The 14,688-nt window shown below is 46.4% G+C and carries 9 protein-coding genes; 6 read left to right on the forward strand and 3 right to left on the reverse strand.

Features of this window, described 5'->3' with window-relative positions; all coding sequences use genetic code 11:
• Window positions 1–10: 10 nt before the first annotated feature.
• The 3 genes from AC3WU2_RS03020 to AC3WU2_RS03030 form a co-directional block, all read right to left on the reverse strand.
• Window positions 11–2,125, reverse strand: coding sequence for a hypothetical protein (locus AC3WU2_RS03020; protein WP_492451147.1), 2,115 nt, complete (start codon window positions 2,123–2,125; stop codon window positions 11–13).
• Between the two features lie 35 nt (window positions 2,126–2,160).
• Complete coding sequence (locus AC3WU2_RS03025; RefSeq protein WP_492451149.1) at window positions 2,161–2,544, reverse strand: RidA family protein; 384 nt, start codon at window positions 2,542–2,544, stop codon at window positions 2,161–2,163.
• 114 nt (window positions 2,545–2,658) lie between these two features.
• Window positions 2,659–4,029: an extracellular solute-binding protein gene (locus AC3WU2_RS03030; RefSeq protein ID WP_492451152.1), complete on the reverse strand. Its 1,371-nt coding sequence runs from the start codon at window positions 4,027–4,029 to the stop codon at window positions 2,659–2,661.
• A gap of 367 nt (window positions 4,030–4,396) precedes the next feature.
• Here AC3WU2_RS03030 and AC3WU2_RS03035 point away from each other — a divergent pair, with 367 nt between their 5' ends.
• Genes AC3WU2_RS03035 through AC3WU2_RS03060 form a run of 6 tightly spaced genes read left to right on the forward strand, consistent with a single transcriptional unit; the run spans window position 4,397 to window position 14,688 of the window.
• Complete coding sequence (locus tag AC3WU2_RS03035) at window positions 4,397–5,524, forward strand: ABC transporter ATP-binding protein (protein ID WP_492451154.1); 1,128 nt, start codon at window positions 4,397–4,399, stop codon at window positions 5,522–5,524.
• Window positions 5,524–8,523, forward strand: coding sequence for an extracellular solute-binding protein (locus AC3WU2_RS03040; protein ID WP_492451157.1), 3,000 nt, complete (start codon window positions 5,524–5,526; stop codon window positions 8,521–8,523). Before AC3WU2_RS03035 ends, AC3WU2_RS03040 begins: the two co-directional genes overlap by 1 nt.
• On the forward strand, window positions 8,520–9,518 hold the full coding sequence (locus AC3WU2_RS03045) for a carbohydrate ABC transporter permease (RefSeq protein ID WP_492451158.1): 999 nt from the start codon (window positions 8,520–8,522) through the stop codon (window positions 9,516–9,518). The genes AC3WU2_RS03040 and AC3WU2_RS03045 overlap by 4 nt, the downstream gene beginning before the upstream one ends.
• A complete protein-coding gene (locus tag AC3WU2_RS03050; protein ID WP_492451161.1) occupies window positions 9,519–10,376 on the forward strand; it encodes a carbohydrate ABC transporter permease in 858 nt (285 codons plus the stop codon).
• Window positions 10,377–10,394: 18 nt separating this feature from the next.
• Entirely contained in the window at window positions 10,395–12,422 is a 2,028-nt protein-coding gene (locus tag AC3WU2_RS03055) for a YIP1 family protein (RefSeq protein ID WP_492451164.1), read from the forward strand.
• Entirely contained in the window at window positions 12,415–14,688 is a 2,274-nt protein-coding gene (locus tag AC3WU2_RS03060; RefSeq protein WP_492451166.1) for a DUF5696 domain-containing protein, read from the forward strand. Before AC3WU2_RS03055 ends, AC3WU2_RS03060 begins: the two co-directional genes overlap by 8 nt.

Raw genomic sequence — 14,688 nt, forward strand, 5'->3', positions numbered from 1 at the left:
TATCTCCTCCTTATTCCGCATGGGCTAGGTTGAGCAACTTCATGATGTGCTGGATCATTTCGGATCGAATGAGATCCGAATTGGTCGAGCGTTCATCGGTCTTTTCCAGCCAAGTCAAGGCCTTAGATGCTGCTGCGATGCGAGCCGCATTGCCTGAAGCAAGCGCATCTTGTGCGACCAGCTTGAGTTTGGTCGCATAACGGATATCGTCGATGCCTTCGCGGAATCCTTCCCATGCCATTGTGTCGATCACATCTGTTTTCGTCGGATATACGAAGTTGAATCCGCGGAACGTAGCATCAATGTACTCACTCCATGCGCTGACGATATCGCTCTCGAAATACCAGATATAGTTGTAGGTTGCATCGTAATTCGCTTTATACAGCCACATGCCGTGACGCTGACGCATCAAATCCGGGTTCTCCGGTCCTGAATGCGGATGAGCGTAGTTCGTTATTAGCTTATCGCTGCCCAACGCATGCCAAGCATCTGCTTTCTCACGAGTTGGCTCCCCAGCCCAGTCAATGAATTCCTCCGTTGTCGGCAACTCCAGGTGGGTTGCATTCCCTGTCGCGAACACTTTCGCACCCACATCCTCCTTGATGTAATCCCAGAGAGGCTGCTGCCACAGCAATCGATTCCATTCTGCTTCATCCCACCCGTCAAAGTAGATGTTTGTATGGCCGACTGCAGCGGAGACGGCATCAAACGTCTGTCGTATGTAATCCTTCGCAGGTTCAAGCGTTGCCAAATATGCGTTGTACTTGCTCTCCATCGAAGTTCTATTCGCATCCGTCGGATTCGCTTCATAGGCTTTCTTCGCAATTAAATAACTGTTCCATATGCTATAGTATTCATTCGACGTGAACGCAGGCCCTGCGCCAAAGAACGGATTCAAGTGCACTCCGGCTTGCTTCATCAGTTCTATTTGACGAAGGAAGTTCTGTGGACGATCGACGTCATATGGTGAATGTGGCGGCAGGTTCACAACATTATGCTCCACCAAGTTGCGATAGTGGTTCAGCAGCGTCTGCTCTGCAAGCTGTGTATTTCCTCCGTTTCCTTTTAATTCATTCTTCATCGTGGAGCCATGCATCATCATGACGTAGAAATCCTTGTTCAGGTCATAATAGGTTTTCGGATCCGGCAGCTCGAAAGGCAGCACGTGGATCTTGAGCGTCATTTGCCCAGCAGGGGCTCCGTTTGCCGTTATACCAATCGTTCCTGTGTATACTCCTTCTGGCGTACCGCTAGGCACTTTCGTCGTAACCCACATCTGTTTTGACTGGCCTTGCTTCAGAGCGATCGGCAGCAATACCGGGCTATCCTCAACCGGTTGTGTCCATCGATTGACAAATTGAGGAGGGCTCCCAGATATATTTACATATTGCGACCCTATCGGATAATCGACACGTAGGAAATTTTTCTTCTGCCCATCGTCCAGCTTGATTAGATTCTCATCGTGCAGTAGAAGTTCGGGTACTAGCACGTCCTTGGTGTCGTCAAAGAAATAACTCTGCCAAGCGGTTCCGCCTTGATACCATGTCTTCACTACGTGCATGTCTATAGCGCTTGCTGGGATTGTGCTGCCGCTACTCCCTTGAAGGTCATAGACTGTAAAGGTAACAGAGCTTACATCGCTTAATGGAGCGAGTACGAACGAAGCCGCTTCGAATTCACCTTGCGCGGAGACAATCTTAAGCTGATCGCTTACTTTACCGTCCGCAGGGAGGTTATCAGGGAGACGCATTTCCGGACTAAGCGCCTTTACCGAATACACGATAAAGGGGGAGTTAGCCCAGAGTTCAGCAGAACCGCTGGGATTCGTATCCTTCACCAGCTTTAAAGCGTATTTCAATGCTTTATCCGTTGTTAGGCCCTGCGCATAGGATATCTCAGAAGTTTCCAACAAGGCATTTGCTTGATCGCGCACGCTTTCTAGAAATTGCTTCAATGGCACACGGCTTGTCGTTGTGATCAACGAATTGAGTTTGTTGATTTGCGCGGAAAGTTCGCTTCTCGACCCATTTTCACTAGATGCTTGAACCGAATGCGGTAATCCCGTCCATACCATTAGCAGCAAACAGACCGTGATAGCAGCCACGAAAAGGCGCTTTCGCATCATCTATTCCCTCCCATAAACCATATTTTTCGTCACGGTTAATTGTCCTTTTTCAGCATGGCAATCACATCAATCTCAACGAGTAGGTTGAAATTCAATTCACAATATATGAGAGTACGAGCAGGAAAGGGCTGAGGGAGCAGTCTAGCGTAGATTTGATTAAATGGTTCATAATGTTTGCGGTCGGTTAAGAAGACATTGACTTTAACGATATCCTCCAAATTCAAGCCTGATTGAATTAGGATTCGTTCAATGTTACGAATCGTCGCGATGGTTTGGCCTTCAAGATCATCCGACACAATTTCACCCGTTTCTGGATCCAAGCCGGCTTGACCTGATACAAACAGCAATGTATCGGATTGTGAAGTGTTTGAAAAAGGGGGGGAATCTGTTCCGTATTTCGGTATTTTTTCGTTCACCACGCATGTTCCTCTCCAATGATAAATCGATAAATAGCGTTGAGCTCTAAAAGAGAAAGAAAGGCCGTTGATCGTTGCTCAACAGCCTCTCTTGATGCTTCTATTTGTCGTAGGAACTTACCACCCTAGAGCCTTGCGGGCCGTAGCTGCATTAGTATTATATTTTTCAACGAATGGGATAATCTCATTAAAGTCTCCGCCTTTTGTTAGCTTGGTTTGAATTCTTCCCATAACACCATTCATTAAGTAACTGAACTCCGTAATCGCAGGGTCTCTTGAGAATACAGGCATATTTCCGTTCATCTTGATGGCTTCAACGTTTTTACCTTTCCACATCTCGACTTGATCATAATAGCTGTCTAATGCCGGAGTTCTTACAAATGCGCCGGAACCATTTTCGATCATGGTCTTCTGCGCTTCTTCACTGAACAAGAAACTGATATACATAAAGGCCTCTTCTTTATGCTTGGATCCTTTCGGAATGGCAATCGCTCCAGCTTGATGAACAGTAGCTTGCGTAACCTTTCCTTTCGGCATTGGAAGAACATCCCACTCGAATTTAGCGTTCTCTTTCAAGCCTGGCAAGTACCAGTCCGCTCCTATCATAAATAAGAAATTGCCCTTATAGAAGGCTCCATCCTGATCAAAGCCTAATGATTTGGCTTCTTCTGCCGTAGGCTGGATATGCCACTTGGTTGTTAACTCTTGTACCCACTTCAAATCGGCTAATACACCAGGCGAGTTTGCTACACTTTGCGTCATATCCTCATTCATGAGACGATAGTTGGCAGCATTGCCATTCGCTATCGGCATAATTTGAGATAAGTCGCCACTTAAGCCGATTCCGCCCCATTCGTTCGCGCTTGGGTTCGTTGCTTTCTTAGCCATTTCGAGGAATTGATCGTAAGTCCAATCGTTTGAAGGCATCTCTTGCCCGGATTTCTTTAGCAAATCTTTGTTCACAACGACCCACATCGGGATATCGGAGTATGGGATCGTGTATTGCTTGCCGCCTGTTTGAAACGCTTCCAAAAATCCTGGAACCGTAGCTGCGTTCTTAATTCGCTCATCCTTCTCTACATAAGGTTTCAAGTCTTCCAATAGGTCGCCGCTCATCCATTCAACTAAGCCGTTGTCCAGGAATACGAGATCAGATTCTTCACCAGCGACAATGTTTTTAATGATTCCTCCGTTAATCTTCGTAATCGGCTCAATGGTGATCCATGGATACATCTTGTGGAATTTGTCAAACAAAGCTTGGTTAGGACCTACAAACCAAGTGTGCAGCTTCAAGGTCACGGGGTCTTTCTTCTCGGGTTCAGGCGTAGGTGTAGGAGCAGGGTCTGGCTGCTTTTCACCCGTTTGAGCAGGTGGATCCTTTGGCGTATCCGTTGCGGAATTGCCTCCGCCGGAACATGCTGTTAAGACGAGAAAAAAAGTAAGTATGACCAGTAATGAACTCCGCAGCTTGCTATGACGTGATTTCATTCGAATTCCCCCTAAGTTATGAAATAGATTCAAGTACATGCAAAGCACTGGATTCTGTTTCCCTCTGGGATGTCGGAACATCATGGACGAAAGCTAAGGCCTGTAATCCTCCTCCTTCTGCGTCATTGCGGTCTCGAATGCGGCAACTATATTATTCATAAGGTGGGATAACATGGAAGTAGTTCTTGAGACGATTTTATCATGTTAGTTTTTCATGTCAACAAACTTTTTTCACGTATGCTAAAAATTATTTTGTTAAATTCATGTACATGAAATTATTTTATATTTACGATGGTTATTTTATTTGCTATGATGATCCTAAATATGGAAAATGTTAATATTTCTCAGTTCATGGGGGTATCGATCTATGGGGAACGTAGAGTTCAACCACGTGTACAAATACTATAAAGGTGAAAGTAATCCTTCTGTTCATGATTTTCACTTAACCGTTGAAGATGGGGAATTTCTCGTTATGGTTGGTCCTTCCGGATGCGGTAAGTCAACTACGCTGCGAATGTTGGCAGGCTTGGAGGACGTATCGAAAGGAGACATTTATATAGATGGAAAATTCATGAATTATATATCTCCTAAAGATCGCGATATTGCCATGGTATTTCAGAATTATGCGTTATATCCGAACCTGACCGTCTACGAAAATATGGCTTTGGGATTGCAGCTGCATAAGGTTGCAAAGCACGATATTGAATTGCGGGTGAATCGGGCGGCAAGGATGCTTGAAATATCGCCATATTTAACCAAAAAGCCGAATCAATTGTCTGGTGGCCAGAAGCAGAGAGTTGCACTAGGACGTGCGCTTGTCAGAGAACCGAAAGTATTTTTGATGGATGAGCCGCTCTCGAATTTGGATGCCAAGCTTAGAACGCAGACTCGAATGGAAATCAGCAAGCTGCATAAGCAGTTGAACACCACGATGGTGTATGTGACGCATGATCAGACAGAAGCGATGACAATGGGTACGAGAATTGTCGTCATGAAGGACGGAAACATTGAGCAAGTAGCCCCACCACAGCGATTGTATGACTCCCCAGACAACCTCTTTGTAGCTGGATTTATCGGCACCCCTCAGATGAACTTTCTTCAAGGAACGATTGCAACCCACGACGGCGAATATTTCTTCGAAAATAAAAGATTGAAGTTGAAAATACATGACTCCTACATACCGCATATCAAGGCAGCCAACAGCAAAATACGAGAGGTGATTCTGGGGATTCGGCCGGAATACGTTGCTTGCGAAGGCTGGGCTCTTGATGCCTACCCGGAATGGCAAACAACAGCAATTATCGACATGCTTGAGCCGATGGGCTCTAATACATTCTTATATGCAACGATAGGAAAAGAAACGATAATATCCCGTGCGGAACCTCATACTCCGATTCAATCAGGTGAAACTGTAAAGCTGGCGATCCGCATGGATAAGGCCCATCTGTTTGATCGTGAAAGCGGGGTATCTTTGGCGGTGCGGGGGGGTCGTTGATGACGAAACTAAGAAGAAGCAGATGGCTTATCACATTAGGTATATTTCTAAGTTGTATTGTTCTCTTTTTTGTATGGCGATCATTGTCAGAGAAAACCGAGGTATTTCCGGCAATCAAGATGGAAGCGCTTTATAACATATTAAGTACTTCAGAGAGCAAGCAAATGTCCTATATTCAATGGCAAACCAGCGATGAATATCACAAGTTCAAGCCGATACCTGAACACCAAGCCGAAATCGTCGTGCGGGCAAAGGATTTTTCAGCTTCAGCGGAACAATCCAATATCAAAGCTCGCCATGATCCGGATAAAAATGCAATCGTAGTAGATTGGAACGACCAGAGAGGTTGGCTGGAGTGGCAATTCAATGCTCCTGAGGACGGCTTGTATGATCTGACCATAGATTACATGCCGATCAAGGGCAGCTTCTCGCCAATCATTCGCGGAATTCAGATCGATGGGAAATATCCATATACAGAGGCGGAGCGAATTACACTGGATCGACAGTGGCATGACAGTCAATATCCGTACGAACGCAATGCAATCGGCAATGAAATTCGCCCTGTTCAAGCGGAGGTATTGGCATGGAGCTCAACTCGAGTCTCAGATTATTCAGTTTCTGCGGAACCATTGCGATGGGCTCTCAAGAAGGGAACTCATACGATCCGCATGGTCGGTGTCAAGGAACCTGTATCGATCTATTCACTGACTTTGTCAGCGCCACAACTCATACCGAGTTATACCGAATATGCAGCTCAGAACGATACTAGTGGAGCACAGGAAGATTGGTTTCAAATTATAGAGGCGGAGCAGTTCAAACAGAAATCATCCGTCAGCATTCGAACCCTTAGCGTTTCCGAGCCGTTCGTTCAACCGGACCCGAAAGGACGATTAGTCTATAACGCGATTGGCGGAGATACATGGAAAGACGCGGGCGATACACTCGAGTGGGAGATAACCGTTCCGCAAGCGGCACGCTATGCCATCGATACGAAATATTTTCAAGGCTACAATGGACATTCCAGTGTTTATCGTACGATAAAAATAGATGGCAAAGTACCTTTTCAAGAGATGCTGCATTATAAGTTCGAACCGAATACCGAGTTGAATATCAAACCTCTGTCAGATGCGGCCGGTAATGCCTATCAATTTTATTTAACAGAAGGGACCCATCGACTAAGCATGACGGCAGATACCTCGCTCATTCGTCCCGCGATTCTGGCTTTGTATGCATTGAATGAAAGAATGACAGACATCGAATGGGATATTCGCACGGTGTCAGGCAATTACGGCTTCGGTTCGGCGCAGAATATGGATTCCAGCCGCGTCTGGGAGATGGACAGATATGACCCGGAGATGGAATCCAAGCTGCAGTCGCTGCTCTCTGACATGCGGACAGTTCGCGATTATATGAATTTCTTGAATGAAGCGGTAACCGATTCGACAACAGCGCTTAGTGCATCCATGAACCAGCTTGAAGAATTAATAGCTGATGTGAACAATATACCAAATAACATAACCGTTTTTTCGGACATGAAATCTAGTATCAATACTTGGATCAAACCGATTGAGAGACAAAAGATTCAACTGGATTATCTAGTCGTCCGCAGCCCTAAGGCAGCCCCGGGATTACGACTACCAAATGCATGGGATAAGACAGCTTATACAATGACGAACTTCTTCCGCACATTCATGCAACGATACGACACCAACGAACCTCAAGACGACGAAGCTCTAACGATATGGGTACAGCGGGGTCGCGACTACTACGATTTGCTCCAATTCATGATCGAGCAGGACTTTACACCTAAGACTGGAATCAAAGTGAACCTTAATCTGATGCCTGACCAGAAGGTGCTGCTGATGAGTAGTAGCGCAGGTACGCAACCGGATATTGCGCTCGGCGTAGGGATGGAGACACCGATAGATTTTGCTATGCGCGGAGCAGCGCAGGATCTGTCCCAATTTCCCGGCTTTGAAGATGTGAAGTCCAGGTTTAACCCTGGTGTTATGCGCTCCTACACATTTGATGGGGGAACTTATGGATTGCCCGAAACGCAGAATATGAACATGATGTTTTATCGGACGGATCTTTTTGAGGAGCTTGGACTTCAGCCGCCGGATACGTGGGATGATGTACTGACCCTATTGCCGACCCTGCAGGAGCACGGGATGACGTTTATGTATCCGAAGCTGCCGCTTATTAACAGGCCGTTTATGCCGCAAAAGCCTGATTTTATCACAGCATTTAACCAGCAAGGTGTAGAGTTGTATACTTCGGACGGTTTAAAGCCCGATCTTGCGTCATCCGCCAGTTTAACCGCGTTCAAGCAATGGACCGATTGGTATACGAAGTACAACCTGCCAAGAGAAGTGCCGGTGTTCTTTAATCACTTTCGCGCTGGAGACATACCAATTGGAGTCGACGATATCAGTACCTATATTCAGCTGACTGTGGCGGCGCCTGAGCTTGCGGGTCACTGGAAGATGCTGCCGATCCCGGGAGTAAAGCAGCCAGACGGCACGGTCTCACGCTGGACTTCGCTCGGAACGACCTCGGCATTCATGATGAAGCAAAGCGATAAGCAAGAAGAGGCGTGGAAGTTCCTAGCGTGGTGGACATCGGATGAGACGCAAAGCCGATATGCGAGTGACATCGAATCATTCGCCGGTATCGAATATCGGTGGCAAACGGCTAATCTTGCTGCGATGCAATCGGTGACTTGGCCGGTAGAAGACCTGTCGATGTTGAATGAGCAGCTGGCATGGGCCAAGAACATGCCGTTTGTACCAGGGTATTATTTATTACCGCGTGAAATGGACTTTGCGTGGAACGAGGTTGTACTTAACGGCAAGCCTCCTAAAGAAGCATTGGAAAAAGCGCAGAAATCCTTAGATAGAGAGATGACTCGTAAACAGCTTGAATTCGGCACGACACATAAAGATGATCTGTCCATTACCCCATACGATCAGCCGTATAGAAGGGAGAGTAGGCCATGAATACAGCACCATTAGCACCATTGCCTCAAGATGGTGTATCCGAAATGGATAGAGTGAAGCGAACATCACCGCGATATAACCAACGCATCAGACAGTTTGCGAAGGAATGCTGGCAGAGCCGCATGTCGTATTTGTTTCTGGCGCCCTTCATGCTTTGTTTCTTGTGTTTTATCCTGATTCCGGTGTTCATTGCTGTATTTCTCAGCTTCACGAGCTTTAACGGCATTGAATTTCCGCGATTTATCGGCTTCAACAATTTTATAAACCTTCTGACACAAGATACGACATTTATGAAATATACGCTGCCTAATACGTTAAAGTTCGCGGTGATCGTCGGGCCTGGCGGCTATATTCTTTCCTTCCTATTTGCGTGGTTGATCCATCAGCTGCCAAGCCGAATACGCGATGTGTTTACACTGGCTCTGTATGCTCCCTCCATGGTCGGGGGTGTTGCTCTATCGGTCATATGGATTGCCACCTTCAGTGGTGATCAGGTTGGGTATCTGAACAATTTTCTAATGAAAATCGGGTTTATTGATACGCCGCATCTTTGGCTGCAGGATCCTAAGTATTTAATGTGGGTCATGATCATCGTCTCGCTGTGGACCAGTATGGGAGTAGGCTTCTTGGCCATGCTCGGAGGCTTGCAAACCGTCAATACAGAGTTGTATGAAGCGGGCAGAATTGATGGCATTAAGAGCAGTCTGCAGGAGGTTTATTATATTACGATTCCATCGATGAAACCTCAGATGCTGTTCAGCGCAGTGATGGCGATCGTTGGTACGTTGAAGGCAGGCGCCATATCCACCCAGCTAACAGGTCAAACGATTACGCCGCAATATGGAGGCCATTTGATCACGAATCATATTGATGATTATGCATTTCTACGATACGAATGGGGTTATGCCTCAGCTTTGTCTGTTGTTCTGCTGATTCTGAGCTATGGATTGATGAAGCTTAGCTATGCCTTATTTAGAACGAAGGAGGACGAATAGGTGATACGCAAGATTCGCAAGCAAATGACCTTATCCCGTGTAGTTCTTATCGTCTTCTTAAGCTGCATCGCTGTATTCATGCTGCTACCGATCATATTCTTGTTCAACAATGCGTTTAAGCCATTAAATGAACTGTTCTTGTTCCCGCCGACGATTTTCGTACAGCATCCGACGCTGCGTAATTTCGAACAATTGCTGCTGCATACCGCAGCAGGAGTCGTTCCGTTTTCTCGGTATTTGTTCAATAGCCTGCTCATTTCCGGTATTACGCTCGCAGCGGTTGTGTTGGTCAGCACGATGGCCGGCTATGTGCTGTCGAAGCATCGGTTTCATTTTAAAAGACTGATCATGGCACTTATTATGATTTCGCTCATGTTTGTACCAGAAACAGTCATGATTCCGCGCTACCTGATGATGAGCGGTTTGAAACTCACTGACACTTACTTTGCGCACATTCTACCTTTCATCGCCGCTCCTGTAGCCGTGTTCCTCATGAAGCAGTTCATAGATCAGATTCCGGATGCCTTAGTGGAATCCGCCAAGCTGGACGGGGCAACGGAAATGACGGTGTTCACACGAATTATTATTCCTCTTACGGCTCCTGCAGTAGCAACGGTATGTATTATTACGTTTCAAGCCGTCTTCTTGGACACCGAAACATCAATGAATTACATCACGAACGAGACGATGAAGACGATGGCCTATTATGTGACAGCCTTTACTACGAATGTCCCGGGCGTTGCAGCTGTTAGTATATCCGCGGCTGTAGGTCTTCTCATGTTTGTGCCGAACCTGATCCTCTTCCTGTTGTTTCAACGGAAAATGATCCAAACTATGCTGCATTCAGGCGTGAAATAAGATGGGGAGGGTGGCAAAATGAAACTTAATATAAAAATCATGTTGTCTTTATGCTTGATGTGCTTGCTCTCCCCGATGATTGCAGCTGCACAAATCCCATATGATACCTTTTTCATCGATGTTCAAACAGGTCAAGCGATCATGACGCAGCCCTTGTATACGCCTGATAGAGTAATTGATGGTAACAGCATAGGAATGCAGCTTTCTGGACCATCGGATATTTTTATTGCAAGCAATGATTACGTGTATATCGCGGATACAGGCAATAATCGCATCATAGAGCTTGATCCAACCGGCAAATATATCCGCAGCATCGGTGATCAGGATGGCTTAGGCAAATTGAATCAGCCTGAAGGGGTGTTTGTAGCTGACGATGGCACGATATACGCGGCAAATACGGGAGACCAAACGATCGTGAAGTACCATGCAGACGGGAAGGCAGCGCAAGTATTCGCGAAACCTGAATCACATCTGCTGTTTAAAGAGTATCATTTTCTTCCTACCAAGCTGGTCGTCGATCAACGCGGCGTCATGTATATCGTGGTGAAGGATACGTACCAAGGTCTGTTTCGCATGAATGCCAAGGGAGAGTTTACGGGGTTCTTCGGAGCGAATAAGACTACGCTTTCCTGGATGGATCGATTTAAGCGCATGATCCTCTCAAAGGAACAATTAGACAAAGAGGCGGCGAATCGTCCGAATCCAATCGTGAATGCTACGGCTACTTCGGATCACTTTATTCTGACAACCACGGTAGGTAAAGACGATGGACAGATCAAGAAGCTGAATGCCGGCGGTGCTGATGCGTTCAAGAACAAAGACTTGTGGGAAGATCAATTAGTCGATGTCGCCATCGATCATGACGGGTTCATGTACGGTATGGACCGTGAGTTCGGTATGATCAGTATTCATGAACCGAACGGGACTACGCTAGTTAACTTCAGTCAAGGCAATAAAAATGCGCGTCAGCTTGGCGTTACAAGCTTTCCAACCAGTATAGCCGTCAACAGCAGCAAGCAGCTATGGGTAGCAGATGCTGCATTAAATATGATTCAAGTTTTCAGCCGCACTAGCTTTGGCGATACGTTCCTAACGGCAACGAAGCTGTACTATGAAGGTGATTACGTAGCCAGCAAGCCTTACTGGGAAGAAGTGATTCGAGAGAACGGAATGCTGAATATTGCATATAACGGCTTAGGCAAAGCTGCTCTGCAGAGTGGCGATCATGCTGAAGCGATTGCCAACTTTAAGAAATCCCAGGATGCTCAAGGCTATTCCGATGCTTTCTGGAATGTCCGTTATGATTGGCTGCAGAGACATTTTATACTTGCACTGGCGCTTGTCATTATTCTGGTGTTGGCTCTACGCTATGCCATTCGCAAATGGCGTCAATATGCTCGTTCTCGAACATGGCCGAATCTATTGCAGCGATACGGCACAGAGGTGAAGGATGCTTTCTACTTGATCGTACACCCTTATGAAGGCTTCTATCGGCTTAAGGAACGCAATATTTCCTGGCTCGTCGTGATACTCATTTTATTGATGGGAGCAGGTGTACATATCCTTTCACTGTTCGCATCCGGCTATGTCGTCAACCCATTCGATCTATCCAGGATCAATATTAAGCTCTCAATTGGAATCATGATTGTTCCGTGGGCTACATGGGTCGTCGCTAACTATCTTGTAAGCACAATTAAGGGTGGGGAAGGCCGGTTTCGAGAAGTATTCCAAGCAAGTACGTATGCGCTCGTACCCTATATCGTCATGACAATTCCGATCATTGTTCTTACGAATATCATTGTTTCTGAGGAAATGATTGTGGTTGATCTGATGAAGCAAGTGATGTGGATATGGATGATCGTGCTGTTCTTTATTATGACGCAGGTTATCCATAACTTCGACTTTATGGAGACGTTGAAGATCGTTCTGATTACGTTGTTTACAGTAGCCGTGATTTGGATCTTCTTCACGATCATGGCGGGGCTAACAATAAACTTGCTTGACTTTATCAAGCAGCTGTACCGGGAGGTGACCTTCAGTGGCTAATGTGGCTAAACGATTATGGCCGAACAGCATAACGCTGAGGTTCTTGATAGGGCTCACGGCGGCCATCCTCATGATCGCGATGATTGTAATCATTGCGAAATGGGATCGGTTACCTAAGCTTGCGGAAATGAGTATTGCGGCTCCGACGCCTATGTCATTGAAGGTTCTGCAAGCCGAAGCGTGGATACCACACGATGTTCAAGCAAATGGCTTTGCGAAGGCAGCGGATAATGAACGGTACACATTGTTGGTAGATCCGAAGACGAGTCAAATTGCTGTGCTTAACAAGGCGAACGGTTTTTTGTGGAGAAGCAATCCAGCTCAGGAGAGCATAGCAAAAGAAACGGTCAAGGGCACATTGCTTGAGAATCTTCAATCTCCATTTGTGATGGAATATGTATCCGAGGGGGATACAAGAAAGATTTTAACGAATGCGCTCGACACAAAGTTGAAGGCTAGCTATATCCGAATGGCAGCCGGCATTCAGGTTACCTATTCCTATGAAAAAGAAGGGCTATCGTTCGTGATTCAGTATCAATTAACGGATCATGGTCTCGAAGTGGCGGTGCCTGACGAAGGGATCAAGGAAGCGGGCGAATTCAAAATGTATTCCCTAGATATTCTCCCATTCTTCGGAGCTGTATCGGGAACGGAAGCGGGTGGATATCTGTTCGTACCGGATGGTCCAGGAGGACTCATTCATTATGATTATGAACGCCCAGAGGTCGTTAAAGGTTATGAATTCGCCATTTACGGTGATGATCCATCGAACCTGAAAGATCGCAACATGTTATCGGTGAAGCGGGAGGCGATCAGCTACCCCGTATACGGCTTAGTTCGCGGCGATCAAGCCTTTACGGCGATTGTCGAGGAAGGAAAGTTTACAACGACAATTAAAGCCCTTCCGTCCGGTATTGTAGGTTCCTACCACTCGCTGAGTGCCAACTTCAAGTATCGGAACGAGTTCGGACGGAGGGTCAGCGGGTTAACGAGCGAAGTCGTGAACACCATCCAAAAGGAACGGATGAAGTCGGATCATCGTGTGTTATTCCGTTTTCTGTCCGGCAAGGATGCGAATTATGTGGGTATGGCGAAGACATACCGTAGATATATGCTGGAGAACGGCTTGCTTGGCGAAGCTATGCAGGCGACGAATGAAGTTCCGCTCCAGCTAGCCATTGTCGGTGGGGGAACCACAGCAAGATTCGGTGGATACGGTTACGAATCAGCGACGACATTCGAGCAGGCTGGCATGATGATTGATGAGCTTATGCAGCAGGGCATTTCCAACATCAACGTGATGTATGAGGGCTGGCAAGACAGCGGGCGCATGTATTCGGATCAACGTCTGCCCATTGTATCGGAATTAGGCGGGTCTCAAGCCGCAAAGAACTTTATCAAGAAGATGAATGAGAACGGGATTCACGTGCTGTTCGAAGACTTCATCGGGTGGAAGGATGAGGACTATTCCAGTTTCACGATGAAGTCGGACGGCGTCCGCAGCCTGGATACGACGGTACTTCAAGAAAAGTTCGGCATGGCAGGGAATGAAAGCATATTTGGTAGCATGAAAACACGGTTCATCGTGAACCCGATTCTGGCGATCCGTAAGCAAAAGGAAGTTATCGATGCGCTGAAGGATATTGGCGTTAATGGAATACTCTACGCTGACGGACCGGGCAATCTTGTCTATAGTGACTATCAGACGACAGCGCCGCTGACTAGAGCCGACACAGCTTATTATTATGAAGAACTGCTGAAATACACAAAGAATCAGCTTGGCTCGGTGAGCGTTCATCGAGGCCATGATTACGCGCTAAGTCATTCCGATTATGTTGAGGATATTACTTCCTCTCCAAGCTATGATTTTATGGTTGATGAGACGGTGCCATTCTACCCGATGGTTATTCACGGCTCGGTTCCGTATTCGACTTCTCCCGCGAATTTGCGAGAGTCCTATGAGGATGACTTTCTAAGAGCCATTGAATATGGTGCCATTCCATCTTTCAAATTAACGTATTTGCCAAGCAGGGTGCTGAAAGGTACGGATTATGGATATGTATACAGCAGCGAGTTTGCCGTATGGAAGGAACGGCTTGTTGATGAATACAACCAGTTCAATCAACTGGCTTCGGTTTACAATCAGCCTATGATTAATCATGAAAAGTTATCTGATCACGTCTATAGGACGACATACGAGGGTGGAACACAGGTCACGGTGGACTACAATACGAAACAATTCAAAGTGACCAAAGGGGGGGAGTAA

The sequence above is a fragment of the Paenibacillus sp. EB106-05-06-XG162 genome (assembly GCF_058791655.1).

Bases quoted from the DNA above. Each gene is read 5' to 3' on its own strand.
- AC3WU2_RS03035 (WP_492451154.1), top strand. From the start codon at position 4,397: ATGGGGAACGTAGAGTTCAACCACGTGTACAAATACTATAAAGGTGAA.
- AC3WU2_RS03045 (WP_492451158.1), top strand. From the start codon at position 8,520: ATGAATACAGCACCATTAGCACCATTGCCTCAAGATGGTGTATCCGAA.
- AC3WU2_RS03040 (WP_492451157.1), top strand. From the start codon at position 5,524: ATGACGAAACTAAGAAGAAGCAGATGGCTTATCACATTAGGTATATTT.
- AC3WU2_RS03030 (WP_492451152.1), bottom strand. From the start codon at position 4,029: ATGAAATCACGTCATAGCAAGCTGCGGAGTTCATTACTGGTCATACTT.
- AC3WU2_RS03020 (WP_492451147.1), bottom strand. From the start codon at position 2,125: ATGATGCGAAAGCGCCTTTTCGTGGCTGCTATCACGGTCTGTTTGCTG.
- AC3WU2_RS03055 (WP_492451164.1), top strand. From the start codon at position 10,395: ATGAAACTTAATATAAAAATCATGTTGTCTTTATGCTTGATGTGCTTG.